This is a genomic window from Brevundimonas sp. SPF441 (genome assembly GCF_009661015.1).
GTDB lineage: Bacteria > Pseudomonadota > Alphaproteobacteria > Caulobacterales > Caulobacteraceae > Brevundimonas > Brevundimonas vesicularis.
In genome coordinates this window covers 34,209-58,729 of the sequence record NZ_WJWX01000003.1, presented here as the reverse complement: position 1 = coordinate 58,729, position 24,521 = coordinate 34,209, and the positions used below count along the sequence as shown (strand labels likewise).

At 65.6% G+C, this 24,521-nt stretch carries 31 protein-coding genes and 1 tRNA gene; 24 read left to right on the top strand and 8 right to left on the bottom strand.

All coding sequences use genetic code 11. From position 1 onward, the window contains the following. Window positions 1-15: 15 nt before the first annotated feature. Both GGC30_RS03180 and GGC30_RS03175 read right to left on the bottom strand, forming a co-directional pair. Window positions 16-753: an arginyltransferase gene (locus tag GGC30_RS03180; RefSeq protein ID WP_370451849.1), complete on the bottom strand. Its 738-nt coding sequence runs from the start codon at window positions 751-753 to the stop codon at window positions 16-18. A 114-nt stretch (window positions 754-867) separates the two neighbouring features. Further along, the gene (locus GGC30_RS03175) at window positions 868-1,758 is read right to left on the bottom strand and encodes a flagellar motor protein MotB (RefSeq protein WP_045811177.1); all 891 of its coding nucleotides are present in this window, start codon (window positions 1,756-1,758) and stop codon (window positions 868-870) included. 116 nt (window positions 1,759-1,874) lie between these two features. Here GGC30_RS03175 and GGC30_RS03170 point away from each other — a divergent pair, with 116 nt between their 5' ends. Then, entirely contained in the window at window positions 1,875-2,735 is an 861-nt protein-coding gene (locus GGC30_RS03170) for an NAD(P)-dependent oxidoreductase (RefSeq protein ID WP_153922701.1), read from the top strand. A gap of 3 nt (window positions 2,736-2,738) precedes the next feature. Here the strand turns inward: GGC30_RS03170 and GGC30_RS03165 are convergent, their stop codons facing one another. Next, the gene (locus GGC30_RS03165) at window positions 2,739-3,230 is read right to left on the bottom strand and encodes a GNAT family N-acetyltransferase (RefSeq protein WP_153922700.1); all 492 of its coding nucleotides are present in this window, start codon (window positions 3,228-3,230) and stop codon (window positions 2,739-2,741) included. Further along, window positions 3,230-4,228 carry a porphobilinogen synthase gene (gene hemB, locus GGC30_RS03160; protein WP_153922699.1) on the bottom strand — a complete coding sequence of 333 codons (999 nt, stop codon included), beginning with the start codon at window positions 4,226-4,228 and terminating at the stop codon, window positions 3,230-3,232. Before hemB ends, GGC30_RS03165 begins: the two co-directional genes overlap by 1 nt. A 148-nt stretch (window positions 4,229-4,376) precedes the next feature. Between hemB and GGC30_RS03155 the strand changes: the two genes are divergently transcribed. The 14 genes from GGC30_RS03155 to GGC30_RS03090 all read left to right on the top strand — a co-directional run bounded on the left by GGC30_RS03155 (window position 4,377) and on the right by GGC30_RS03090 (window position 16,332). After that, entirely contained in the window at window positions 4,377-5,177 is an 801-nt protein-coding gene (locus GGC30_RS03155) for a class I SAM-dependent methyltransferase (RefSeq protein ID WP_228763562.1), read from the top strand. 131 nt (window positions 5,178-5,308) lie between these two features. Then, complete coding sequence (hemA, locus tag GGC30_RS03150; RefSeq protein ID WP_153922697.1) at window positions 5,309-6,535, top strand: 5-aminolevulinate synthase; 1,227 nt, start codon at window positions 5,309-5,311, stop codon at window positions 6,533-6,535. Beyond that, a complete protein-coding gene (locus GGC30_RS03145) occupies window positions 6,532-6,714 on the top strand; it encodes a hypothetical protein (RefSeq protein WP_153922696.1) in 183 nt (60 codons plus the stop codon). Before hemA ends, GGC30_RS03145 begins: the two co-directional genes overlap by 4 nt. 32 nt (window positions 6,715-6,746) lie before the next feature. After that, window positions 6,747-7,292 (top strand): GNAT family N-acetyltransferase, encoded by a 546-nt coding sequence (locus tag GGC30_RS03140; protein WP_228763561.1) that lies wholly within the window; start codon window positions 6,747-6,749, stop codon window positions 7,290-7,292. Window positions 7,293-7,390: 98 nt separating this feature from the next. Further along, on the top strand, window positions 7,391-8,674 hold the full coding sequence (gene glyA / locus GGC30_RS03135; protein ID WP_039245111.1) for a serine hydroxymethyltransferase: 1,284 nt from the start codon (window positions 7,391-7,393) through the stop codon (window positions 8,672-8,674). A 7-nt stretch (window positions 8,675-8,681) separates the two neighbouring features. Beyond that, window positions 8,682-9,152 carry a transcriptional regulator NrdR gene (gene nrdR, locus GGC30_RS03130; RefSeq protein WP_039245113.1) on the top strand — a complete coding sequence of 157 codons (471 nt, stop codon included), beginning with the start codon at window positions 8,682-8,684 and terminating at the stop codon, window positions 9,150-9,152. After that, window positions 9,152-9,772 carry a RibD family protein gene (locus tag GGC30_RS03125; RefSeq protein ID WP_055753615.1) on the top strand — a complete coding sequence of 207 codons (621 nt, stop codon included), beginning with the start codon at window positions 9,152-9,154 and terminating at the stop codon, window positions 9,770-9,772. The genes nrdR and GGC30_RS03125 overlap by 1 nt, the downstream gene beginning before the upstream one ends. A 66-nt stretch (window positions 9,773-9,838) precedes the next feature. Beyond that, complete coding sequence (locus GGC30_RS03120; protein WP_153922693.1) at window positions 9,839-10,429, top strand: riboflavin synthase; 591 nt, start codon at window positions 9,839-9,841, stop codon at window positions 10,427-10,429. After that, window positions 10,429-11,565, top strand: a complete 1,137-nt coding sequence (gene ribB, locus GGC30_RS03115) for a 3,4-dihydroxy-2-butanone-4-phosphate synthase (RefSeq protein ID WP_055753613.1) — start codon at window positions 10,429-10,431, stop codon at window positions 11,563-11,565. Before GGC30_RS03120 ends, ribB begins: the two co-directional genes overlap by 1 nt. Next, window positions 11,562-12,023 (top strand): 6,7-dimethyl-8-ribityllumazine synthase, encoded by a 462-nt coding sequence (gene ribH, locus GGC30_RS03110; RefSeq protein ID WP_017503913.1) that lies wholly within the window; start codon window positions 11,562-11,564, stop codon window positions 12,021-12,023. Before ribB ends, ribH begins: the two co-directional genes overlap by 4 nt. Continuing rightward, complete coding sequence (gene nusB / locus GGC30_RS03105; RefSeq protein WP_153922691.1) at window positions 12,020-12,544, top strand: transcription antitermination factor NusB; 525 nt, start codon at window positions 12,020-12,022, stop codon at window positions 12,542-12,544. The genes ribH and nusB overlap by 4 nt, the downstream gene beginning before the upstream one ends. After that, window positions 12,544-13,533, top strand: coding sequence for a thiamine-phosphate kinase (gene thiL / locus GGC30_RS03100; protein ID WP_153922690.1), 990 nt, complete (start codon window positions 12,544-12,546; stop codon window positions 13,531-13,533). The genes nusB and thiL overlap by 1 nt, the downstream gene beginning before the upstream one ends. A 42-nt stretch (window positions 13,534-13,575) precedes the next feature. Next, on the top strand, window positions 13,576-14,007 hold the full coding sequence (locus GGC30_RS03095) for a hypothetical protein (RefSeq protein WP_045811165.1): 432 nt from the start codon (window positions 13,576-13,578) through the stop codon (window positions 14,005-14,007). Window positions 14,008-14,184: 177 nt separating this feature from the next. Next, on the top strand, window positions 14,185-16,332 hold the full coding sequence (locus tag GGC30_RS03090) for a sodium-translocating pyrophosphatase (protein WP_153922689.1): 2,148 nt from the start codon (window positions 14,185-14,187) through the stop codon (window positions 16,330-16,332). 76 nt (window positions 16,333-16,408) lie between these two features. Here the strand turns inward: GGC30_RS03090 and GGC30_RS03085 are convergent, their stop codons facing one another. Next, window positions 16,409-16,888, bottom strand: a complete 480-nt coding sequence (locus GGC30_RS03085) for an outer membrane protein assembly factor BamE (protein ID WP_153922688.1) — start codon at window positions 16,886-16,888, stop codon at window positions 16,409-16,411. Window positions 16,889-16,979: 91 nt separating this feature from the next. On the opposite strand from GGC30_RS03085, the gene GGC30_RS03080 reads away from it, so the two are divergent. The 9 genes from GGC30_RS03080 (at window position 16,980) to GGC30_RS03040 (ending at window position 22,772) form a co-directional block, all read left to right on the top strand. Then, window positions 16,980-17,504 (top strand): ubiquinol-cytochrome C chaperone family protein, encoded by a 525-nt coding sequence (locus GGC30_RS03080; RefSeq protein ID WP_055753607.1) that lies wholly within the window; start codon window positions 16,980-16,982, stop codon window positions 17,502-17,504. A 5-nt stretch (window positions 17,505-17,509) separates the two neighbouring features. Further along, window positions 17,510-18,028, top strand: coding sequence for a DUF177 domain-containing protein (locus tag GGC30_RS03075; RefSeq protein WP_153922687.1), 519 nt, complete (start codon window positions 17,510-17,512; stop codon window positions 18,026-18,028). 139 nt (window positions 18,029-18,167) lie between these two features. Further along, window positions 18,168-19,211 (top strand): phosphate acyltransferase PlsX, encoded by a 1,044-nt coding sequence (plsX, locus tag GGC30_RS03070; protein ID WP_228763572.1) that lies wholly within the window; start codon window positions 18,168-18,170, stop codon window positions 19,209-19,211. Then, window positions 19,208-20,185 (top strand): beta-ketoacyl-ACP synthase III, encoded by a 978-nt coding sequence (locus GGC30_RS03065; protein WP_370451848.1) that lies wholly within the window; start codon window positions 19,208-19,210, stop codon window positions 20,183-20,185. Before plsX ends, GGC30_RS03065 begins: the two co-directional genes overlap by 4 nt. 77 nt (window positions 20,186-20,262) lie before the next feature. Next, a complete protein-coding gene (locus GGC30_RS03060) occupies window positions 20,263-20,571 on the top strand; it encodes an integration host factor subunit alpha (RefSeq protein WP_026108237.1) in 309 nt (102 codons plus the stop codon). Window positions 20,572-20,576: 5 nt separating this feature from the next. Continuing rightward, window positions 20,577-20,984, top strand: coding sequence for a MerR family transcriptional regulator (locus GGC30_RS03055; protein ID WP_370451847.1), 408 nt, complete (start codon window positions 20,577-20,579; stop codon window positions 20,982-20,984). Between the two features lie 59 nt (window positions 20,985-21,043). Further along, a tRNA-Pro gene (locus GGC30_RS03050) sits at window positions 21,044-21,120 on the top strand. Window positions 21,121-21,426: 306 nt separating this feature from the next. After that, complete coding sequence (gene radC, locus GGC30_RS03045) at window positions 21,427-22,104, top strand: DNA repair protein RadC (RefSeq protein WP_152950460.1); 678 nt, start codon at window positions 21,427-21,429, stop codon at window positions 22,102-22,104. Beyond that, window positions 22,104-22,772 carry a hypothetical protein gene (locus GGC30_RS03040; protein WP_153922684.1) on the top strand — a complete coding sequence of 223 codons (669 nt, stop codon included), beginning with the start codon at window positions 22,104-22,106 and terminating at the stop codon, window positions 22,770-22,772. Before radC ends, GGC30_RS03040 begins: the two co-directional genes overlap by 1 nt. On the opposite strand, the gene GGC30_RS03035 is transcribed toward GGC30_RS03040, so the two are convergent. The 3 genes from GGC30_RS03035 to GGC30_RS03025 form a co-directional block, all read right to left on the bottom strand. After that, entirely contained in the window at window positions 22,758-23,216 is a 459-nt protein-coding gene (locus tag GGC30_RS03035; protein WP_153922683.1) for a hypothetical protein, read from the bottom strand. The two genes, GGC30_RS03040 and GGC30_RS03035, sit on opposite strands and share 15 nt — an antisense overlap. 122 nt (window positions 23,217-23,338) lie before the next feature. Beyond that, the gene (locus tag GGC30_RS03030; protein ID WP_153922682.1) at window positions 23,339-24,328 is read right to left on the bottom strand and encodes a contractile injection system protein, VgrG/Pvc8 family; all 990 of its coding nucleotides are present in this window, start codon (window positions 24,326-24,328) and stop codon (window positions 23,339-23,341) included. Then, window positions 24,319-24,516: a tail protein X gene (locus tag GGC30_RS03025; protein ID WP_153922681.1), complete on the bottom strand. Its 198-nt coding sequence runs from the start codon at window positions 24,514-24,516 to the stop codon at window positions 24,319-24,321. The genes GGC30_RS03030 and GGC30_RS03025 overlap by 10 nt, the downstream gene beginning before the upstream one ends. Between the last annotated feature and the right edge of the window lie 5 nt (window positions 24,517-24,521).

The window sequence follows — 24,521 nt, the reverse complement described above, 5'->3', positions numbered from 1 at the left end:
GCGGCGAAGGGCGCGTCAGGCGTCCCGGCGTGACCAGCCGAGCTTGCCGAGGGTTTCCATCGGACGGAAGTCGGCCTTGTAATCCATCTTGGCCGAGCCCTGGACCCAATAGCCGAGATAGACGAACGGCAGGCCGACGATGGCGGCCTGGCGCACATGATCCAGGATGGCGAACCGGCCCAGGCTGCGCCGCTCCATTGTCGGATCATAGAAGCTGTAGACCATCGACAGCCCGTCCTTCAGCAGGTCCGTCAGGGTCACGGCGACCAGATCGCCCGGCCCGCCGTCTGTAGAGGGCAGGCGGTATTCGATCAGATGGGTGCGCACGGCCGTGTCCTCGACCATGGCGATGTAATCCAGCCAGCCCATGTCGCTCATGCCGCCGGTCGGATGCCGCATGGCCAGATAGCGGCGCAGAAGCTGGAACTGTTCGGTCGTCGCCTCGGCTTCAACCAGGTCGCGCGACAGGTCGGCGTTACGGGCCAGCACCTTGCGCTGCGAGCGGCTGAACGTGAACTCCGGCACCGGCAGCCGCACGGAGACACAGGCGTCACACGCTTCGCAGGCGGGGCGATAGGCGATGTTCTGGCTGCGACGGAAACCCGCCAGCGTCAGCTCGTCATTGACGTGCGCGCCGTCCGAGAAGGGCAGATTGGCGAAAACCTTCCGCTCCGTCTTGCCCGGCAGATAGGGGCACGGCGCGACCGAGGTCATGAAGAAGCGAAGCTGTCGGGTCGGTACGTGCTGGGTCACGGCCTCAGGTCCGCATCCGATCTTGCCAATATTGCGACGACACAACGCTCATCGCGCGATTTGGCGTCATCCGTGTTCCGGCTGCAAGCCTGTTCGCGTTGCAGCCGAGCCGGATCACAGCGAGGTGTCCGACGGCAGGACCGGCGCCTCGCGCAACAAGACGATTGCGATGCGGCGGTTACCGGCCAGGGTCGGATCGTCGGGGTAGAGGGGGTCGGACCCCGCCTTGCCCGCCACCGAATAGACCCGGTCGGGATCGACGCCCGAACCTTGCAGCACCAGACGCGAACCGTTGGCGCGCTCGGAAGACAGGCTCCAGTCAGCAGGGGCGCTGGCGCGGCTTGAGCCGGGCGCCGCGCTGGTGTGTCCGGTGATTGAGATGCGGTTCGGCAACTGGTTGATCACCTTGGCCACGGCGCGCAGCAGCACCTGGGCGCGGGCATTCGGGCGCGCAGAGTTGTTGTCGAACATCGACCGGCCTTCCTGATCGACCAGCTGGATGCGCAGCCCCTCGGGCGTCTGGTCCACGATCAGCTGTTTCGACAGTTCGGCCAGCTCCGGCATCGACTGCATGGCTTGGCGCAGCGATTCGGCGGCGCTGGCGAACTCGGCGGCCTCGCGCTTCTGGATTTCGGCCTGGAGAGCGGCGTCGCTGGCGGACGACAGGCTGGAGCCCGTCTGATCGGTCGCGGGCGCCTCGGGCGCCAGTTCTTCCAGCACCGACTGCGAGCCGGCGCTCTTGACGCCGTCGTCGCCCAGCGATGTGCCGCCCAGAATGCCGCCGGAGCCCGAGGTCGTTTCGGACACGCTGGCGGGCGCGAAATATTCGGCAATGCCGCGCTTTTGCTCAGGGTCGGTCGTGTTGATCAGCCACATCAGCAGGAAGAAGGCCATCATGGCGGTCACGAAGTCCGCATAGGCCACCTTCCACGCACCGCCATGGTGGCCTCCGCCGGAGACCTTCTTCACCTTCTTGATGAGGATCGGACGATCGCTCACGGACATGGACGCGCACCCCGACGAATGGTGTCCCATTGTGGGCTGGCCAAGGTTAACCGGGCGTTGACCTTGAACCCCGGCGCGGCGCGGCCTAGTCCGACGGCAGGATCAAGGAGCCTGTCATGAAGATCGCATTCGCCGGCCTGGGCGTCATGGGCGCCCCGATGGCCCGTCATCTGGTCGAGGCGGGCCACGACGTGACAGGCTTCAATCGGACTGCATCAAAGGCCGAGGCCTGGGCGGCGGCGACGGGCGGCAAGGCGGCGGCGACGGTGGCTGAAGCGGCGCGGGGCGTCGACCTGTTCATCCTGTGCGTCGGTAATGACGACGACGTGCGGGCCGTCGTGACCGAGGCCTTGCCGTATCTGTCGGAGGCCGCTGTGATCGTCGATCACACCACGACCTCGGCCAAGGTGGCGCGCGAAATGGCTGAACTGGCGAACGGGCAGGGGCGGTCGTTCATCGACGCGCCGGTGTCGGGCGGTCAGGCGGGCGCCGAGAACGGACAGCTCAGCGTCATGGCCGGCGGGGACGCCGCCGCCCTGGCGAAGGTCGAGCCCGTGTTGAAGGCCTATTCCAAGGCCATCAAACATATGGGACCGGCCGGCACGGGCCAGCTGACCAAGATGGTCAACCAGATCGCCATCGCCGGCGTCGTCCAGGGCCTGGCCGAGGCCGTCCACTTCGCTCAGGTCGCGGGACTGGACACCGACGCCGCCTATGAGGCCGTGTCCAAGGGCGCCGCGCAAAGCTGGCAGATGGACAATCGCTGGAAGACGGCGGCCAAGGGCGAGTTCGACTTCGGCTTCGCCGTCGACTGGATGCGCAAGGACCTGGGTTTGGTGCTGGACGAGGCGCGCACGAACGGCGCGCGCCTGTCTCTGACGGCCTTGGTCGATCAGTTCTACGCCGAGGTTCAGGCCATGGGCGGAAACCGCTGGGACACGTCCAGTCTGGCGGCGCGACTGCAACCCCGCGACTGACGCCTAGAGCCGGCGGTGCATGATGTGCAGGCCGACCAGGCCGTGCGTCGGGTGATCGAACGCTTCGGGAACCGTGCCCACGATCTCGAAGCCCAGCTTCTTCCAAAGGGCGACGGCCACGGTATTGGTCTCGACCACGGCGTTGAACTGCATGGACCGGAAGCCGGAATCCCGCGCGAAAGCCAGCGCGGCCTCGCCCAGCGCCCGGGCCACGCCGCGCCCGCGCGCTTCGGGCGCGACCATGAAGCTGCCGTTGGCGACGTGGGCGCCGTTTCCCTGCTGGTTCGGAATGATCTTGGCGGCGCCCAGCACCTGGCCGTTCTCGACCGCAACCAAGGTTCCGCCCGGCGCGGGCGGCATCCACAGGACGCGCGCCTGCCCCTCGTCCATGTCCAACGGATAGGTATAGGTCTCGCCCGCGCGAGTGACGGTCTCGATGATCAGCCACAGGCCCGGCCAGTCAGCCTTCGTGATCGGCCGGATCTCCACGCCCATCAGCCCAGCAGCCGTGCGGCCTGCGGTGCGAAATAGGTCAGCACGCCCGCGCAACCCGCGCGCTTGAACCCGTGCAGGGTTTCAAGGATCGCACGGTCCCGGTCCAGCCAGCCATTGGCGATGGACGCCTGCATCATCGAATATTCGCCCGACACCTGATAGGCGAAGGTGGGTACGCGGAAGGTCTCGGCCACGCGCCGGACGATATCCAGATACGGCATGCCCGGCTTGACCATTACTGCATCGGCGCCTTCCGACAGGTCCATCGCCACCTCCTTCAGCGCCTCGTCGGAGTTGGCGTAATCCATCTGATAGGTCTTCTTGTCGCCCTTCAGCATCGCCGAAGAGCCCACGGCGTCGCGATAGGGGCCGTAGAAGGCCGAGGCGAACTTGGCGGCGTAGGACAGGATCAGCGTGTCTTGAAACCTGTTGGCCTCCAGCGCCTCGCGCACCGCTTGGATGCGGCCATCCATCATGTCCGACGGGGCCACGATATCGGCGCCGGCGTGGGCGTGGATGAAGGCCTGTTCGGCCAGCCGGTCCAGCGAGGCGTCGTTGGCGATGCGGTCGCCCTCCATCACCCCGTCGTGGCCATGGTCGGTGTAGCAGTCCAGGGCGACGTCGGTCATGACGCCGATCTCGGGCGCGGCGTCTTTGATCGCCTTGATGCAGTCGGGGATCAGGCCGTCGGGATCGGTCGCGCCGGTGCCGACCGCATCCTTGATCGCGCCGTCGACATTGGGGAACAGGGCCACCATCGGAATGCCGAGGTCGCGCGCCTCGACCGCCGCCGCCGCCGCCGCCTTGGGGGAAAGCCGAAACACGCCGGGCATGGAGGCGACCGGGACGCGATCCTCGGCGCCGTCATGGACGATCAACGGCCAGATCAGATCGGCCGGCGTCAGGGTCGTTTCCGCCACCAGCCGCCGCACCCACGGGCTGGACCGCAGGCGGCGCGGACGGGCGAGCGGGAAGGGGGCGGGCTGATAGGGAAGCATGGCGAGACCTTGGAAAATCCAGCGTCGGACTAGCGCCGCAACGACCGCTGCGCAAATCGCGTGATGCGTCGGATCGTTTCGTGCGTGATGACGGCTTGCGCGGATCGGCGAAATGCGAGCCTATCGCGACAAATCGATGGAGACGATGATGATCGGGAAATTGGCGGCGGGTGCAACGGCCCTGGTTCTGGCGGCAGGTCTGTCCGGCTGCATCATCATCGACTCGGACGGCGGCGAGCGGACCGTCGTCGCCCCGGCGGCCGACGCGCAGCCGGCGGGCTATTCCAGTCTCTATGCCGATGCGGTCGCCGATCCCAAGCGTCCGGCCGAAGAGGTCGCGCGTGATCCACTGCGTCACCCGGCCGAAATTCTAGCCTTCGCCCAACTTGAGCCGGGCGACAAGGTCGCCGACATTCGCCCCGGCGCCGGCTATTTCACGCGCCTGTTTTCCGACGTGGTCGGCCCGACCGGCCGGGTCTACGCCTTCGTGCCCGAGCGGACGATGGCGCGCGAGAACGCTGGGGCCGATGCGCTTGTCGCCGCCTATTCGAACGTGACGCGGGTCAACGGCCTGCTGGACGCGATGATTTACGCCGAGCCGCTGGACATGATCTTCATGAGCCAGGAATACCACGACTTCCACATCCCTGGCTTCAATACCGACGTGGCCAAAATGAACGCGGCGGTGTTCGCGGCACTGAAGCCCGGCGGCCGCTACATCCTGATCGACCATGAAGCCGCGCCCGGCACGGGCATCTCGGCGGTTCAGACCCTGCACCGCATCGAAGGCGACTATCTGAAGCGCGAGGTCGAGGCGGCTGGCTTCGTTTATGAGGGCGAGAGCCAGGCCGTCGCCAATCCCGCAGACGACCACAGCCTGAACGTCTTCGACGAGAAGATCCGCGGCAAGACGGACCAGTTCGTCTATCGCTTCCGCAAGCCGGGCTGATCGATCTCGATACTGAGAACTGTTATCAATTAAGGGTTTGGGGCGTTTTGTCCATGCGGCGGACATGGACAAGCCCGCTTCGGGAGAGCAAACAACGCAAAGACATCGCCATAAGCGAAAGAACGCGTAGTTTGTTCGACTATAAGGCCGCCTTTAATAGCTCCGTGGAGCAGGTTCGCAGCGAAGGACGCTATCGCGTCTTCGCCGATCTGAAGCGCGTGCGCGGTCAGTTTCCGCAGGCCGTGCGTCGTCGCGAGGATGGCTCCGAACAGGACGTCGTCATCTGGTGCTCCAACGACTATCTCGGCATGGGCCAACACCCCGTCGTGCTGGACGCCATGCATAGTGAGATCGATGCGGTAGGCGCAGGCGCGGGCGGCACGCGCAACATCTCCGGCACGACCCGCTCCGCCGTTGATCTCGAAGCGGAGCTGGCCCAATGGCACCAGAAGGAAGCGGCCCTGCTGTTCACCTCGGGCTATGTCGGCAACGAGGCGACGCTGTCGACCCTGCAGAAGATCTTGCCGGGCCTGATCACCTTCTCCGATTCGCTGAACCATGCCTCGATGATCGCCGGCATCCGTCACGGCGGCGGCGAGCGTCACGTCTTCATGCACAACGATCTGGAGCATCTGGAGGCCCTGCTGGCGGCGGCGCCGGCCGATGCGCCCAAGCTGATCGCATTTGAGAGCGTCTATTCGATGGACGGCGACATCGCCGATCTGGCCGGCACGATCGCGCTCGCCAGGAAATACGGCGCCCTGACCTATCTGGACGAGGTCCATGCGGTTGGCCTGTATGGCGAAACCGGCGCGGGCGTCGCCGAGCGCGACGGCGTGCTGGACCAGATCGACATCATCGAATGCACCCTGGGCAAGGCGATCGGCGTGATGGGTGGCTATATCGCCGCCGACGCCATGATCATCGATGCGGTGCGCAGCTGGGCCTCGGGCTTCATCTTCACTACTTCGCTGCCGCCGGCCCTGACCGCCGGCGCCCTGGCCTCGGTGCGTCACCTGAAGGCGCATCCCGAACTGCGCGTTCAGCATCAGGAGCGCGCCGCGACCCTGAAAGCCCGCTTCGCCGCCGCCGGCATTCCGGTGATGGAAAGCGAGAGCCATATCGTGCCGGTGCACGTCGGCGATCCGGTCCATTGCAAGATGATCTCGGACATGCTGCTGGACGAGTACGGCGTCTATGTTCAGCCGATCAACTATCCGACCGTTCCCAAGGGGACCGAGCGCCTGCGCTTCACGCCGTCGCCGAACCACACCGACGCCATGATGGATCATCTGGTCCAGGCGATGGACAAGCTGTTCGCCCACTGCAACGTGGCGCGCCGACCCGTGGCCGCATGACGAACGGCGACGACCTCGGAGAGGTCATCGTCGAATTCACCCGCAACGGCCCCTACCTCAAATGCTCGGCCATCCATGTCGCGACAGGCCGGGAAGTCAGCGCCATGGGGCCGGTCAATGAACCCAAGTCCGTCGAACGGGTGGCGATCGCCAAGCTGAGGCGGGCCTTGGCGACATAGCGCGCGTGCTTATCGCCGCTTAGACTATGGCGATGCTTGATACGCCCACCCTACACACCCCGCGCTTCGAAATGCGCAAGTTGGTTCGTCAGGATGCGGCTGCGCTCTTTCCCACCCTGTCTGACGACGCGCAGTGTCTCTACATGTCGCGCGGCGCTTTCCGCAGCGAAGCGGAACTGGCGGATTGGTTGACTGATCCCGCATGGCCCGGTCGGACCTGGATTGCCGTAGACCGAACCACAGGGGCCGTCGCTGGTCGATACGTCGCTTTTCCCGGTCGGGACGACGGGGTGTTTGAAGTCGGCTATGTCACGGTCATCGACCATCAAGGGCGTGGCGCGGCTAAGGAGTGCATGACGGCTCTTATTTCCCACCTCTTCGAACGTGAGGGGCATCGGCGGGTCTATGCAGAAATCGACGCTGAGAACGTCGCATCCATCGCTCTGGCCGAAAGCCTCGGCCTGGTTCGAGAGGGCTGTCTGAGGGAGCACGAAATGACCCACAAGGGTCTGTGTGACATGGTTATCTATGGCGCGCTGCGGCGCGAGTGGCGCGCGCCGCAGGCTTCGACCGCCTAGGCGCCGCAGGCTATCCATTCAACGCCACGCCACAAGATGTTGTGGTCGGGCCCGGCTGGGGATAGATAGGCCAGCTTCTGATTTCCGGGGATTCCAGCGTGACGGCCTTCACCCACGACGCCTATTTCACCAAGACGCTCGCTGACGCCGACCCGGATGTCTTCAAGGGCATTCAGGGCGAGCTGGGCCGTCAGCGCGAACAGATCGAGCTGATCGCTTCCGAGAATATCGTATCTCAGGCGGTGCTGGACGCGCAGGGTTCGGTCCTGACCAACAAATACGCCGAAGGCTATCCCGGTCGTCGCTATTACGGCGGCTGCGAGTTCGTCGACGTGACAGAGGATCTGGCGCGCGAGCGGGCCAAGCAACTGTTCGGCGCCGCCTTCGCCAACGTCCAGCCGCACTCGGGCGCCCAGGCGAACCAGGCGGTCTTCTTCACCCTGCTGCAGCCTGGCGACACCTTCCTGGGCATGGATCTGGCCTGCGGCGGACACCTGACGCACGGTTCACCCGCGAACCAGTCGGGCAAGTGGTTTCGCCCTGTGACCTACAAGGTGCGCGAAGACACCCATCTGATCGACTACGACCACGTCGCCGAAATGGCCGAGCGTGAGAAGCCCAAGCTGATCCTGGCGGGCGCCTCGGCCTACAGCCGCCACATCGACTTCAAGCGCTTCCGCGAGATCGCCGACAGCGTCGGCGCCTATCTGATGGTGGATATGGCCCACTATGCTGGCCTGATCGCCGGCGGCGCCTATCCGGACCCGGTCCCGCACGCCCACGTCGTCACCACGACGACGCACAAGACCTTGCGCGGTCCGCGCGGCGGCATGATCCTCTCGAACGACGTCGATCTGGGCAAGAAGATCAACTCCGCCGTCTTCCCCGGCTTGCAAGGCGGCCCGCTGGAACACGTCATCGCGGCCAAGGCCGTGGCCTTCGGCGAGGCGCTGAAGCCCGAGTTCAAGGGCTATGCCCAACAGGTGGTCAAGAACGCCCAGGCCCTGTCCGGCGTCCTGATCGAGCGCGGCCTGGCCATCGTCTCTGGCGGCACCGACAGTCACCTGGCGCTGGTCGACCTGCGGCCCAAGGGCGTGACCGGCAAGGCGACCGAGCATGAGCTCGAAAAGGCGCTGATGACCTGCAACAAGAACGGCGTGCCGTTCGACACCGCCCCGTTCACCGTCACCTCGGGCGTCCGCTTGGGCACCCCGGCCGGCACCACGCGCGGCTTCGGCGAGGAAGAGTTCAAGCAGATCGGCCACTGGATCGCCGACGTCGTCTCGTCGATGAATGGCGGCGACGAAGCTGATCCGGCCGTGGTCGCGGGCGTCGCGGCCCAGGTGCGAGAGTTGACGCACCGCTTCCCGATCTACGGATAAGCGCCTGATGAAGTGCCCTTTTTGCGGTCATCAGGACACCCAGGTGAAGGACAGTCGGCCGTCGGACGACGGCTCGGCCATTCGACGCCGCCGGTCCTGCCCGAACTGCAACGGGCGCTTTACGACGTTCGAGCGCGTGCAGCTGCGCGAACTGGTCATCCTGAAACGCAATGGACGGCGCACGCCCTTCGATCGCGACAAGCTGGAACGCTCGCTGGGGGTGGCGCTGCGCAAACGCCCGGTCCAGGCCGATCAGGTCGAGCAGATGGTCAACCGGATCGTCCGCCAACTGGAAAGCCTGGGCGAGACCGAAATCCCGTCCAGCACGGTCGGCGACTTCATCATGAAGGCGCTGAAGGGCGTCGATGAGGTGGCCTATGTCCGCTACGCCTCGGTTTACAAGGATTTCCGCCACACCGGCGACTTCGCCAAGTTCTTGGGCGACGAAGGGTTCGACGAACCGTCCGGCAAGGCCTGATGCGGGTCACGCTGAAACTGGCGACCTCCTTGGACGGGCGGATCGCCACGGCCTCGGGCGAGAGCCAGTGGATCACCGGCGAAGCGGCGCGGCTTGAGGGTCACCGTTTGCGCGCCGCCCACGACGCGATCCTGGTCGGCGTCGAGACGGTTCTGCACGACGATCCTGAACTGACCGCCCGCCTGCCGGGACGCAGCGTGGATCAGCCCTTGCGCGTCGTGCTGGACAGCCGGCTGCGCACGCCGCAGGCGGCGAAGGTCGCGGGCGAAAACACCCTTATCCTGACCGCCGCAGAACCGCGCAGTATCGGCGCCGCCAAGGTGGTGCAGGTCGCCGTCGAGGACGGTCGTCCCACCATCCCGGCCGTGCTGAAAGCCTTGGAAGCCGCCGGCGCAACCTCGCTTCTGATCGAAGGTGGCGGTCAGGTCGCGGCGTCTTTCCTGCGCGCCAATGCCGTCGATGTGCTGGAATGGTTCCGCGCCCCGGTCCTGCTGGGCGGGGAGGGGCGGCCCTGCGTCGCCGCCCTGGCTCTTGCAAAGCTGACCGACGCCCCCAAGTTCCGTCGCCTGGGCGCCGAGCCCGTCGGGGACGATCTGTGGGAACGCTACGCCCGTCTCTGACGCCGTCCAATTTAGACGATTAGACGAATTAGACGGTATTTTTCTCCCAAGGGGTCCAGAGTCCAAATGTTCACCGGCATCGTCACCGACATCGGCCGCGTCCGCGAGGTCCGCGAGACCGATCGCGACCGCCGTTACGAGATCGAGACCGCCTGGAACACCGCCGGCATCGACCTGGGCGCCTCCATCAGCCACGCGGGCTGCTGCCTGACGGTGACCGAGAAGGGCGCCGATTGGTTCGCCGTCGAGGTGTCGAACGAGACCCTGTCCAAGACCACCCTGGGCGCCTGGAAGACCGGCGACGGCGTCAATCTGGAGCGGGCCGCCAAGCTGGGCGATGAGATGGGCGGCCACGTCGTATCCGGCCACGTCGATGGTCTTGGGCGGGTGGTTTCGATCACGCCCGAAGGCGGATCGCACCGGATCGAGGTCGAGGCCCCCGCACCCCTGCATCGCTACATCGCCGCAAAGGGGTCGATCACGGTGGACGGCGTGTCTTTGACCGTAAACGCCGTCGAGGGGCAGGTCTTCTCGCTGAACATTATCCCCCACACCTGGGACATGACGACCCTGGGCCGCTTGAAAGTGGGCGATCCCGTCAATCTGGAGATCGACATGCTGGCGCGATACCTCGCGCGGTGGCAGGAGACCGCGTGATGCAAGCCCAGGCCGCGAACATGAACGACAGCCCCATCAGTCCTATCGAGGACATTCTGGAAGACGCCCGCAACGGCCGTCCCTACATCTTGGTGGACGCCGAGGATCGCGAGAACGAGGGGGACATCATCATCCCCGCCCAGTTCGCCACGCCGGACCAGATCAACTTCATGATCCGCCAGGCGCGCGGCCTGGTGTGCCTGGCCCTGACTGCCGAGCGCGCGCAGCAGCTGCGTTTGCCGCCGATGGCCGCCGACAACCGCGAGAGCATGAAGACCGCCTTCACCGTTTCGATCGAGGCCAAGGACGGCGTCACCACCGGCATCTCGGCCGCCGACCGCTCGCGTACCATCCATGTCGCGACCGATGCGTCAAAGGGCATGGACGACATCGTCTCGCCGGGACACATCTTCCCGCTGGTCGCGCGCGACGGCGGCGTTCTGGTCCGCGCCGGCCACACTGAGGCGGCCGTGGACATCAGCCGCATGGCCGGCCTGACCCCCGCCGGGGTGATCTGCGAGATCATCAAGGACGACGGCGAGATGGCGCGGATGCCCGATCTGGTAGCCTTCGCCCAGCTGCATGGGCTGAAGATCGGCACCATCGCCGACCTGATCGCCTATCGTCGCCGCACCGAACGCTTCGTCGAACGGATCATGGATACGCCGTTCGAGAGCGTTCACGGCGGACCGTTCCGCCTGATGTTGTACAAGAACACCATTGAGGGCGCCGAGCATGTGGCCCTGGTCAAGGGGCGCATCGATCCGGCCAAACCGACCTTGGTGCGGATGCACCAGGTGGACTTCGCCTGCGACCTGCTGGGCCACGTCGAGGCGCGCCAGGACTATGTGCCCAGCGCCCTGAAACAGATTACGGAGCATGACGGCCCCGGCGTGGTCGTCTTCCTGCGCGATCCGTCGCTGAACTCGCTGGCCGAACGGCTGGCGGGCGCGGACAAGCCGGCGGCGATGGATCGATCGCTGCGCGCCTATGGCGTGGGGGCCCAGATCCTGCTGGACCTGGGTGTCAGGGATATGATCGTGATGAGTTCGACGCGACCCGAACCGACGGCGCTGGAAGGCTACGGCCTGCGCATTGTCGGCTGGCGCGACATGGATGGAGAAACCAAGGCGTGACCGAAGCCCCCCGTATTCTGATCGTTGAGGCGCGCTTCTACGACGACCTGGCCGACGCCCTGCTGGAAGGGGCCAAGGAGACGCTGAAGGCGCGCGGCGCCGACTTCGACGTCATCACCGTGCCTGGCGCGCTAGAGGTGCCGCCGGCCATCGCCCTGGCCGAGGAGGCCGGCCGCTTCCCGACCGCACCCCGCTATGACGGCTATGTGGCGCTGGGGACGGTCATCCGTGGTGAGACCTACCATTTCGAGATCGTCTCCGATCAGTCGGCGGCCGGCATCATGGCGCTGGGCGTCAAGGGCGTCATCATCGGCAACGGCATCCTGACGACAGAGGACGAAGATCAGGCCTGGTATCGGGCCCGTCTTTCGGAAGGGGATAAGGGCGGCGGCGCGGCCAAGGCGTGCCTGGACCTCATTGCATTGAAGAAGCGGTTGCGTCATGGCGTCGGCGCATGACTGAACCGAACAGCGTCAAAGCCGTCCTCGAACAACTCGCCGAAGCCGCAAAGCAGCGCGCCGAGCCCAATCTGAGCTCCAAACAGCGTCGCGCCCGCACCGTGTCGCGTCTCGCCGCCGTCCAGGCCCTGTATCAGATGGAACTGGCGGGCGAGGGCGTGGAGACGGTGATCACCGAATTCTCCAACTTCCGCTTCGACGCCGACATCGAGGGCGAGGCCCTGGCTGAGGCCGACGAGGCCTATTTCGCCGACATCGTGCGCGGCGTGATCGAAAGCCAGCGCGACATCGACACGGCCATCAAGGCCCGCCTGGCCTCCAACTGGAAGCTGGAGCGGATCGACGCCACCCTGCGCGCCTTGCTGCGGTCGGGCGCCTGGGAGCTGATCAAGCATCCCGAGACCCCGCGCGAGGTCGTGATCGACGAATATGTCGAACTGGCCAAGGCCTTCTTCGACGACGCCGAGGCGCGCTTCGTCAACGCGGCGCTGGACGGCGTGGCCAAAGACACCCGCAAATAATGCCGGCGCTCGACGTCGCGGGCGAGTTCGAGACGATCGAGCGGCTGTTCAAGCCCCTGGCCCATCCTGAGTGGGGCAGGGGGCTGGCCGACGATGTGGCGGCGCTGCCGTCACGCCCCGGCTATGACCTCGTCCTGACCAAGGACGCCATCGTCGAGGGCGTGCATTTCCTGCCTGACGATCCGCTGGACACGGTCGCCAGGAAGCTGCTGCGGGTGAACCTGTCGGACCTTGCCGCCAAGGGCGCTGAGCCGTTCGGCTATCTGCTGGCCTGCTTCTGGTCGGAACGCTGCGGCTGGCCCGAGCGCGAGGCCTTTGCTTCCGGGCTGGCCGAGGATCAGGCTCGGTTCGGCGTTCATCTGCTCGGCGGCGACACGGTCAAGACGCCCGGCCCGCTGTCCTTCTCGCTGACGGCCCTGGGGTGGGCGCCGACGGGCAAGACCGTTTCTCGCGCAGGCGCGCAGATCGGCGACCTCGTCTTCGTCACCGGCGTGATCGGGGACGGGCTATTGGGGCTCAAGGCGGCGCAAGGGCAGCTGGGTCTGGCGCCTGAGCGGATGGAGGCTTTGGTCAGCCACTACCGGATGCCGACGCCACGGACCGACTTCGCCGACATCGTGCGCGAGTTCGCCACCGCATCCGTCGACGTGTCGGACGGCCTAGCCTCCGACCTAGCCCATATCGCGCAGGCCAGCAGGGTCGGTGTGGCGCTTAACCTGAACGTCCTGCCCCTGTCCGCGGCGGCCCAGGCCTGGTTCGACGACCGGGTCGATCCGCAGCTGTCTTTGGAAGATCTCGCCAGTGGCGGCGACGACTACGAGATCGCCTTCACCGCCCATCCGCGCCACGAAGACGCCCTGCGTCGCGAGGCCGAGCGCCGACTGATTCGTCTGACCCGCATCGGCGAGGTCACCGCTGGGCAGGGCCTGACTGTTCTTTACGACGCTCAGCCCGTGCCGATGGCCAGAAGCGGCTGGACCCACGGCTGAGGCGGCAAGGGAATCCTAACGCCCGTCCGGCATGATGTCGTGATGGACCGTAGAACCCTGATCGCCGCCGGAACCGCTGCTCTGACCGGCGCCGCCGCCAGTCGCGCCGCCGCCTCCGGCAGCGAAACCGAGTCTGCGCCTGCGGCCCTGAGCATCGCAGGCCTCGGCCTGCCTGTCATCGAGGGCGGGCGTTTGCGGAACTACGTGTTTGTCGCCCTCAGGCTCGAACTGGGCGCCGGCAAGACCGTCGAGCAGATGAAGCCCAAGGAAGCCTTCTTCCGCGACGCCGTCGTTCGCGCGGCCCACAAGACGCCCTTCACCGTGCCCGGCGACTGGACACGGCTGGACGAGCGGGCCCTGTCCGCCTCGCTGGTGGCGGCGTCTGCAGCGATCTCGGGTCGCGGCTCCGTGCGACGCGTCGAGGTCGTCAGCCAGTCGCCGCGTCGCCGAACGGGCATGCAGACCGCCCGCTGAACAGGCTGAGTGACCGCTGTTGCGTCACTCCGCCTGCCATGACAGGCTCCCTTTGCAAATCCCAAAGAACGCACTGACGCGTTCGCCGCGTGCGGGGGGACCGGAAGGCGGACAGAGGCGATAACGCCCGACCGCGCCAAGGCCTGCGCGCCTGTTTGCAAGGGCATGGAAACGCCAATGACGAACTCACTTACGATGGTCTTCGCGGCCGGTGTGCTGGCGGTGCTGTATGGCGCCGCTCAGACCGCCGTGCTGATGAAGGCGAGCACCGGCAACGACAAGATGCGAGAGATCGCCGCCGCGATCCAGGAAGGCGCCTCGGCTTATCTGAAGCGGCAATATCTGACCATCGGCATCGTCGGGATCGTGATCCTGATCGCCGCCTATTTCCTGATCGGCGCTTACGCCGCCGTCGGCTTCCTGATCGGCGCCGTCCTGTCCGGTGCGGCCGGTTACGCCGGGATGCTGATCTCGGTGCGGGCTAATGTGCGCACGGCTCAGGCGGCGTCCGAAAGCCTGTCCAAAGGGTTGAACCTGGCGTTCCGTTCGGGCGCCATCACGGGCATGTTCGTAGCCGGCGGCGCCCTGATCGGGGTGTCAGGCTACTACATCGTGCTGACCCAGCATCTGGGCTTGGCCTCGACAGGCCGTGAGGTGATCGACGGGCTGGTGGCGCTGGGCTTCGGCGCCTCCCTGATCTCGATCTTCGCACGCCTGGGCGGCGGCATCTTCACCAAGGGCGCCGACGTGGGCGGCGACATGGTGGGTAAGGTCGAGGCCGGCATTCCCGAGGACGATCCTCGCAACGCCGCGACCATCGCCGACAATGTGGGTGACAACGTCGGCGATTGCGCCGGCATGGCGGCCGACCTATTCGAGACCTATGCCGTGACGACTGTCGCGACCATGGTGCTGGCCGCGATCTTCTTCAGGGGCCAGCCCTATGTAGATCTGATGATGGTGCTGCCGCTGGCGATCTGCGCGGTGTGCATCGTCACCTCAATCATCGGCAGCTTCTTCGTGCGGTTAGGCAAGTCGAACAACATCATGGGCGCCCTCTATCAAGGGCTTATCGTCACCGGCGTCCTGTCCATCGGCGCGGTCTGGTGGGTGATCGACCAGATGGTGACGGGGCCGATCGTGACGGCTAGCGGTCTGGAAATCCAGCCGATGGCGCTGTTCTGGTCCGGTATGGTCGGCTTGGCCGTTACGGCGGCGATCGTGGTCGTGACCGAATACTATACCGGATCCGGCTTCCGTCCGGTGCGATCGGTCGCCAACGCGTCGGTGTCCGGGCATGGCACCAACGTCATTCAGGGCTTGGCCGTCTCGCTGGAGGCGACGGCGCTGCCGGCGCTGACGATCATCGTCGGCATCGTGGCCAGCTTCCAGCTGGCCGGCCTGTTCGGCATCGCCATCGCCACCACGACCATGCTGGGTGTGGCGGGAATGATTGTGGCGCTGGACGCCTTTGGACCCGTGACCGACAACGCCGGCGGCATCGCCGAGATGGCGGGTCTGCCCAGCGATGTGCGGCATTCGACGGATGCTCTGGACGCCGTGGGCAACACGACCAAGGCCGTGACCAAGGGCTACGCCATCGGTTCGGCGGGCCTCGGCGCGCTGGTGCTGTTCGCCGCCTATACGTCGGATCTGCAGTATTTCTCGGCCAACCCGGCGGACTATCCCTTCTTTGCCGGGATGGGCGAGATCGCCTTCGATCTGACCAATCCCTACGTCGTCGTCGGCCTGCTGTTCGGGGGACTGCTGCCGTTCCTTTTCGGCGGCATGTCGATGATGGCGGTGGGACGCGCCGCCGAATCGGTCGTCGCGGAAGTGCGGCGCCAGTTCCGGGAGAACCCTGGCATCATGACCTATGAGGTGAAGCCGGAATACGGCCGGGCGGTCGACATCCTGACCAAGGCGGCAATCCGCGAGATGATCGTGCCGTCTCTGCTACCGGTGCTGTCGCCGATCGTCCTGTTCGTCGCGGTGCTGGGCATTTCGGACAAGGCGAACGCTTTTGCCGCTCTCGGCGCCATGCTGATGGGGGTGATCGTCACCGGCCTGTTCGTCGCCATTTCGATGACATCAGGCGGCGGCGCCTGGGACAACGCCAAGAAGGTGATCGAGGAAGGCTTCACCGACAAGAACGGCGTCGTCCACGGCAAGGGCTCAGAAGCCCACAAGGCGGCCGTGACCGGCGATACGGTGGGCGATCCCTACAAGGATACGTCGGGTCCGGCGGTGAACCCGATGATCAAGATCACCAACATCGTCGCCCTGCTGCTGCTGGCGGTGCTGGCGAGCGGGACCATCGGCTAGCCTAAAAGCTCAGCCCTTATGAAACGCCCCGGAGAGCGATCTCCGGGGCATCTTTTCTTTGGAAAGATGAGCCGCCTCAGTCGGGGCGGCGCTGGCCGGGGGTGTCGTCCTCGGTGCGGGGCAGTTGGCCACGGCCGACGTTGCCCAGCAGTTGTTCCAGAACCGTCAGCTCACGACCGCGCGTCGGCGTCTCGTTGCGGTTCATGGCGATCTGCTCGCCGTCCGTGAGGCCAAGAGTCCGCACCGACGCCACTTGATCGCTTTGCGGAACGAAGGTGATTTCGGTCACGGTGCGCGTCGAAACCTTGGGCAGGTTGTAGGTGTATTTCTCGGTCGTCTGGCTGATGTAGTACCAGACCTGATCCGGCTCGAACGTCGAGGTGGTCGAAGGCGAACCCAGCTTCGCGAGGACGGTTTCCTTGGTGTCCGTGCCGGCGACCACGTCTTGCGGCTTGGCGTCGATGGCCTGGAAGCCGTTAGAGCCGATGGTCGGGGCGCAGGCGGCGGACAGGCCGGCCAGCGAAACAGCGACAAAAAGCGGGACGAAACGGGACATGGTCGGGCGCCTGCGAGAGAACAAGGTCTTTGACCTAGACGGACCTGCGTCCTAGTTCAACGGCGCGGCGGAAAAGGGGCCGTTGGAACCCATGCTGAAAAACCTGTTCAAACCCCGGTCCGGCGTCCGTCTCGGCGACGATCTCTACGCGAAGGCCGTCAGCCAGGCCCGCAATCCGGCCTTCTACACGCACCTGGCGGTCGACGACCGCATCGACGCGCGATTCGAGCTCTACACGCTGCATGTGCTGTTGCTGGTGCTGCGGCTGCGCGATGAGAACACGGCTCAGGGCCAGGATGCGGCTCAGGCGGTGTTCGACGTCTATGTCTCGGCGCTGGATCACGTCCTGCGCGAAGAAGGCGTGGGCGACGTCGCCGTCGGCAAGAAGATGCGCAAGCTGGGCGAAGCCCTCTACGGCCGGATGAACGCCTATGAGCAGCCGTTGCGCGCCGGCGATGCGGCGGCTTTGGCGGAGGCGATGGCGAAGAATGTCTATGCGGATCCGCAAGCGCCCCATGCGGACACATTGGCGCGCTATGCGCTGACGACACGCGCGGCCTTGGCGGCGCAGGATTTCAACAAGGTGCTGGCGACGCCGGCCTGGGCGGAAGTTTGAACGAGATGAGCGCGACGCTCCCCTACAGCGAAACGGTGCGGGTCAATCAGATCGGCGCGGGCCTGAGCCGCCGGCTGGAGCCGGATGCAGACACTCGCAAGCGAATCGCCCGCAGCCTCGATCTTCAGGGGCTGGACGATTTCGCCGTCGATCTGGAAATCAAACCGACGCCGTCGACCAGCGAATGGACGATGAAGGGCAGAGTGACCGCGCATGCGGTGCAGACCTGCGGCCTGACGCTGGAGCCATTGCCGGTCGATGTGGATCGCCGGTTTTCCATTCAGCTTGTCGAGGCCAAGCCCGAGGAAACCGATGAGATCGAAGTCACGCTGGATGAAGAAGACGCCGACGTGATCGAGGACGGCAAGATCGACTTGGGCCAGTATGCGGTCGAGCAGTTGGTGCTGTCGCTTGATCCGTTCCCGCGCAAGCCGGGCGCGGAGTTCGTGCAACCGGAGGAGCCGACGGAAATTTCACCGTTCGCGGCCCTGAAGGCGCTCAAGTCCAAAGACGACCAAGGCTGAGGTTGACGTAAGGGCCGGGTGGTTGCATCCCCCGGCTTCGGCGCTATCGTTCAGCGCATCCTGCCAAGCGTCGCGCGACAAGACGACGCGGCCACGAGAGGTCCATTTGCCAGCCCCAGTTACGATCTCGCTTGACGCCATGGGCGGCGATCACGGGCCCTCCGTCGTCGTTCCCGGCATCTGCAGCTATATCCGCACCCATGACGGCGAGGGGGCTCGCTTCCTGCTTCATGGCGACGAGGCCAAGATCGCGCCGGAGCTGGCGCGTTGCGGGCTGGCGGCGGACATCTGCGAAATCCGTCACACCGACAAGGTCGTGGCCATGGATGAAAAGCCGGCCCAGGCCATGCGCCGCGGCAAGGGCTCCAGCCTGTGGAACGCCATCGAGGCGGTGAAGACGGGTCAGGCGGGCGGCGTCGTCTCGGCCGGCAACACCGGCGCCCTGATGGCGATCTCGAAACTGATTCTTCGGATGTCTGCGCCCGGGCTTGAGCGTCCGGCCATCGTCGCCAGTTGGCCCACCTTCAAGGGCCACACGGCGGTTCTGGATGTCGGCGCCAACATCGGCAGCGATGCGGAGCAGCTGATCGAGTTCGCCATCATGGGCGAGGCGTTCCAGTCCGCAGTGCGCGGCATCGCGCGCCCGACCATCGGCCTGTTGAACGTCGGTTCGGAAGACATGAAGGGCAACGAACAGGTCAAGGAGGCGCACGCCATCCTGCGCGATGGGCCGTTCGACCTGAACTATCACGGCTTCGTCGAGGGCGACGATATCGCCAAGGGCACGGTGGACGTGGTGGTGACCGACGGTTTCACAGGCAATATCGCGTTGAAGACCGCCGAAGGCACCGCGCGCTATATTTCGGCCCTGCTGAAAGAGGCCCTGACCTCGAACCTGCAATCCAAGCTGGGCGCCGTCATCGCCATGCCGGCGTTGAAGAAAATGCGCCAGAAGATCGACCCCAGCGCCATCAACGGCGGCCCCCTGTTGGGCCTGAACGGTATAGTGGTGAAGAGCCATGGCGGTGCCGACGCCAAGGGGTTCGGCAATGCGATCCGCATCGCTGTCGATCTGGCCCGCAGCGACTATATGAGCAAGGTGGGGGACAACCTGGGCAAGCTGGACGCGGTGTTTGATCATGCCGCCAAGCCCGCCGCAGCCGTGGGAGAACCCCTCCAGTGACCGTCACCCGCAGCGCCGTGACCGGCGTCGGCTCTTACCTGCCGGATGAGATCGTCACCAATGCCGACCTGGCCAAGTTCGTCGACACATCCGACGAATGGATTCAGGAGCGCACCGGGATCAAGCAGCGTCACAAGGCGCGTGATGACCAGCCGACCAGCGATCTGGCGGTCGAGGCCGCCAGGAAGGCGCTCGCCGACGCGGGCAAGGGGGCGTCAGACGTCGATCTGATTATCGTGGCCACCACCACGCCCGACATGACCTTCCCGGCGGTCGCGTCGATCGTCCAGGCCAAGCTGGGCGCGGGCGTCGGCATCGCTTTCGATGTGCAAGCCGTCTGCTCCGGTTTCGTCTATGCGCTGAGCGTCGCCGACGGCTTCGTGGCGCGCGGTCTGTCGAAATGCGCCCTGGTGATCGGGGCCGAGGAGATGACGCGGCTGATGGACTGGACCGACCGGACCACCTGCGTCCTGTTCGGCGACGGGGCCGGCGCCGTGGTGCTGGAACCGCGCGAAGGGCAGGGGACATCGGACGACCAGGGCATGCTGGGCTTCGCCTTGCGCGCTGACGGATCCAAGACCGATCTGCTCTACGTTGATGGCGGCCCGGCGACGACGGGGACCGTTGGCCATCTGCGCATGGCCGGAAACCAGGTCTTCCGTCATGCCGTCGTGAATATCGCAGAAGGCATCACCGCCGCCTGCGCCGCCGCCAACATCCAGATCGCGGATGTCGACTGGTTCGTGCCGCACCAGGCCAACCAGCGAATCATCAAGGGCGTCGGCGACCGGTTGGGTCTGGATGAGAACAAGGTGGTCTCCACCGTCGCCACCCATGCCAACACCTCGGCCGCCTCGATCCCGCTGGCGCTGGATGCTGCGATCCAGGATGGACGGATCAAGAAGGGCGATATGGTGCTGCTTGAGGCCATGGGCGGCGGCCTGACCTGGGGCGCCTGCGCGCTTCGGCTCTAATCGACATCGAGGCATTGATTTTTCGGGGGCTTTGCGCCCCTATGGATGCGAGCGGATCGCATGACAGCGGGGATAAGATGGCAGGCCAACAGACCGTGACGCGCGCCGACTTGTGCGAAGCCGTGCATGAAGAGGTCGGCCTGTCGCGTCAGGAATGCTCCAGCCTGGTCGAGCGCACCCTGGAACTGATCGTCGAATCGCTGGAACGCGGCGAGACGGTGAAACTGTCCGGCTTCGGCGTCTTCCAGGTGCGTGAGAAGCGCGCCCGCATGGGCCGCAATCCCAAGACGGGCGAACCGGCGGCGATCAATCCGCGCCGGGTCATCAGCTTCCGCGCTTCGCAAATCATGAAAAGCCGGGTTCACGACGCCGTCGTCGAGGCCTGATCGCGGTGGCCAAGAGCGCCGACGCCTTCCGAACCATTTCCGAAGCGGCCGACGAGGTCGGCGCGCCCCAGCATGTGCTGCGGTTCTGGGAAACGAAGTTCGATTTCGTCACACCTGTGAAACGGGCCGGTGGTCGGCGGTTCTATCGGCCTCAGGACATCGCGGTGCTGAAGGCGGTCAAACGCCTCCTACATGATGACGGGCTGACGATTCGCGGCGTCCAGCGTCTGCACAAGGAACAGGGGCTGAAAAAGCTGATCGGGGCGGAGGCCGCCGCACTGATCGACGACGGCGATGTCACGTTCGCTACGGCGACTTCCGATGTCGCGCGGGCCGAAACCTCGAAATTGCATCAGGTTCTAGCCGATCTGGAGCAGGCCAAAGCGCGTCTGGACGCCGTTCTTTCACGGTAGGTGGAAAAGTCGTTTTAGCGTTTGCGGACAGCGATCCCCCCGTCTATAGGGAGCGCCTTCGGAGCGTGGCGCAGCCTGGTAGCGCACTTGACTGGGGGTCAAGGGGTCGCAGGTTCGAATCCTGTCGCTCCGACCATTTAATCTTCTGAATTTTATGGTCTTTTTCAGGGGTCGCCTTCGGGCGGCCCCTTCGAAAATCGGCTTGGGGCACATATGGGGCACAGGCTGATTCGCGGTCACCGCGTTGCGGGACAGTTCATTCTGTCTCCCTGATTTCGACCGACGCATCGTTAGAATCGTGCTTGTGGCGACCTGGAGGTCGATTAGCGGCGGCTAATCCTGACCAGAACGCCGCGCGGCTACTCGAACGACGCGCTTCTTGGAGGGAAAGGAAGGGAGGCGGCGCGCGCTCCATGCGGAGCGGCAAACGGAGTGCGCCGCCATGATATCCCACGCCCAGACACGACCCGAAGCGGACGACTGGCCCGATTCAGCCATCGGCCAATGCGCCCGGCTCGACGACAAAGCCCTCTTGGCCGTCATGCTGGCGCGCAGACAGATGTCGTCGCACTCGCATGGTGTTTCCAGCCAATTGTTTCGGCGCTTCGGGAGCCTGGCCGCCATCGCGGCCGCCGATGATGCTGAACTGGCGCGGGTGGAGGGCGTCGATGCGATCGTAGTGGCGGACCTGAAACTGCTTCGGCTGCTCTGCGAACGCCTTGCCCGCTCCGAGGCCGAAAGCCGTCCCGTGGTGTCATCATGGTCGGCCTTGCTGGCTTACGTTCGGGTCTCTCTTGTCGAAGAGCCCCGCGAACAGTTTCGAGCCCTGTTTCTGGACAAAAGAAATCAGCTTCTACGCGAGGAACTTGTGGGGTTCGGAACCGTGGATCATGCGCCCGTTTACCCGCGCGAAGTAGTGCGCCGCGCTCTCGAGCTCTCTGCATCGGCGATCATTCTGGTGCACAATCATCCCTCCGGCGATCCCCAGCCGTCTCGAGCTGACATCGAGATGACGCGCAAGGTCGTCGAAGCCGCCCGCGTTTTCGACATTCAGGTGCATGACCATCTCATCGTCGGCCGCGACGGCACGGCCAGCTTCCGGTCCCTGGGACTGTTCTGATGAGCCTGCGCGCCATCGTTTCCGCCCTGGGCGGAGATCTTTACCAGAACGGCGCCCGCGCCAACGTGCCGGCGCCGGGCCACAGCGCTGCTGACCGGTCGATCTCGCTGGTCCTGAGCGACGGTCGCGTGGTTGCCCATGGGTTCGGCGCGGCGGACTGGCGGGCGGCCCTGGACGATCTCACACAGCGGGGCCTCATCGACGAACAGCGGCGCCCGCGCGGCGGCGGCTGCGCTGCATCTGTCCCCCATATCGACCTCAGACGGCGCATCGAGGCCGCGGAGTGTCTTTGGGAAGGCGGTCAGGCAGCGACTCCCGCGGGCAGGGCGGCCCTGCATTTGCGGCTCAGGGGCGTGCCCTGGCGTGATGATCTCACGGACCTTCGCGATCATCCTTCGGCTCCCCTCGCCGTGTACGCGATGGGACGACGGACGCGAGGCGCCATGCTCGCGAAGATCAGCGACGTCACGGGCGCGTTGACTGGCGTCGAGATCACCTACCTCGATCCCAACGGCTGCCAGGCGGTCGGAATCGCGGCGCCGCGCAAAACCATTGGCGCGGTCCCCGCCGGATCCGCCGTGCGGCTCATGGCTGTAGCGCGACATTTGTTTCTGGAAATCGGGACACTTGAAGTTGGAGCAAAATGCGGTCGGTCAGGACACATCTGACAGGTCGATTTTGGGGCCGAAGATCGCGGGTAAGTCCGACATCGCCTCCGTCAGCTTCAGCGCGATCTCGTGGGCCTTGTCGGCATGGTCCCCACCTTCAATCGGGAAGCTGACCTCGTGGTAGTGGTGAGCATTCCCAAGGGTCCAAAATTCGAAGAGCTTGGTGCGCAGGTCGTCGCCGAACAGGAAGCGGGACCGATCGATTGCGTTCATGAACTCTCGCTCGGCGTCGCCAGTGGGCTTTTTGCCCTCCTGGGCGAAGCGAATGAGCCAATGCTCGGTCGCGCTATAGACCTTCATTCGCTCTTCGAAGAGGGCCATGCGGGCCTTCAGCTCCTCCAGCCGCAACTGACCGGCCTGGACCTCCACCTGTTTCTCCACGATCTCAGCCTGACGGTTGCCGATGCCTACCTGGCGAAGGCCGATCCAGATCGCGCCGCCCACCGCCGCGCCGCCAGTGATTAGGGTCGCTGCGGCTTCCCACGAAATGCAGGCGAACTCACATGGCATCGTCACGTCCCCTTAGCCGCGCCTGAAGGCTCCGTAATGACACCTTCAGGCGTCGATTACGACGCCTTCCTACGGCCGGTCAGGACGGTGGTGAAGCCGCTGCTCTCATAGTCCTGGGTGTGGACGGCGGTTTCGACGATCCAGGCGCCCGACAGCTCGGCGCGCAGGCCGGTGACCGTAATAGGGGTCTGGGCGACGATGTCGGCCCGGCCGTCCATCGTCAGCTCCACCCCGTTCTCAGCGCCCTTCAGCCGGGTCAGCTCGGCCTCGGCCGCCGCCTTCGCCGCCGCCTCGTTGGGATAGAGGTTGCGCAGGGTCTTCACCGGATCGCCGCTTCCGGCCTCGGCGAACTTGGTGCGGCCCGCGCCTGTATCGCGCCAGCGGGCGCGGACCTTGCCGTGTTCGTCCCGGTCGGCCTGGACGGCGCGCCAGCGGGTCAGATCGGCGCGATCCAGGGTGACGCCCGTCAGGGCCTGGCCCGAGACCGACAGGCCCGTGGCGGTCGGGGCGAAGACCAGCTTGCCATCCTTGGGCGCCGCCACCGCCCCATGCTCGCGACCGAGGCGGGTTAGGAAGTGCAGGTCGCTTTCGTTGGCCTGGTCGCGGTGGGTGACCACACGGCTGGCCAGTTCGGTTGCGACGGCCGGCTGAAGGCCGTTCTCGTCGGCGATGCGGGAGACGATGGCCCCGATGGTGGTGTTGCGGAAGGCGCGGGTGCGCTGGACCTTCAAGCCCTCGCGCATGTCGGCCGCCTTGGCGCGGATGGTGATGATGTCGGGCGGCCCTTCCGGCTCGACCTCGTCCACGGTGAACTTGCCGAGGTAGAACAGGCCGTCGTCGCGATAGCCCATCGACACGGACAGCACCCGGCCGCGCGGCGGGCTTTCGACGGCGTTGTCCCGATCGTCGATGACGATTTCCAGCGTGTCCGATTCCTCGCCGCTGTTGTCGGTCACGGTCAGGGTCTTCAGCCGGTCGCGGACCACGGCCGTCAGATCGTCGTCGCCAAGGGTCAGACGGAAGTCCGGGAGCGACTTCAGGCCCACAGGCGCACCGTGGGCTTGGTCTCGGCCGTGGCCAGGTCGGGCAGGACGACGACGACGCCGGCCGGCAGACGCGGCGGCAGGCCGGCAAGCTGGGGATTGGCGTTCAGCAGCGCCTCGGTGGCCTCGGTGGTGCGGCCATAGACCTGCTTGGCGATCTGATCGACCACATCGCCCTGTCTGGTGGTCATCGTCC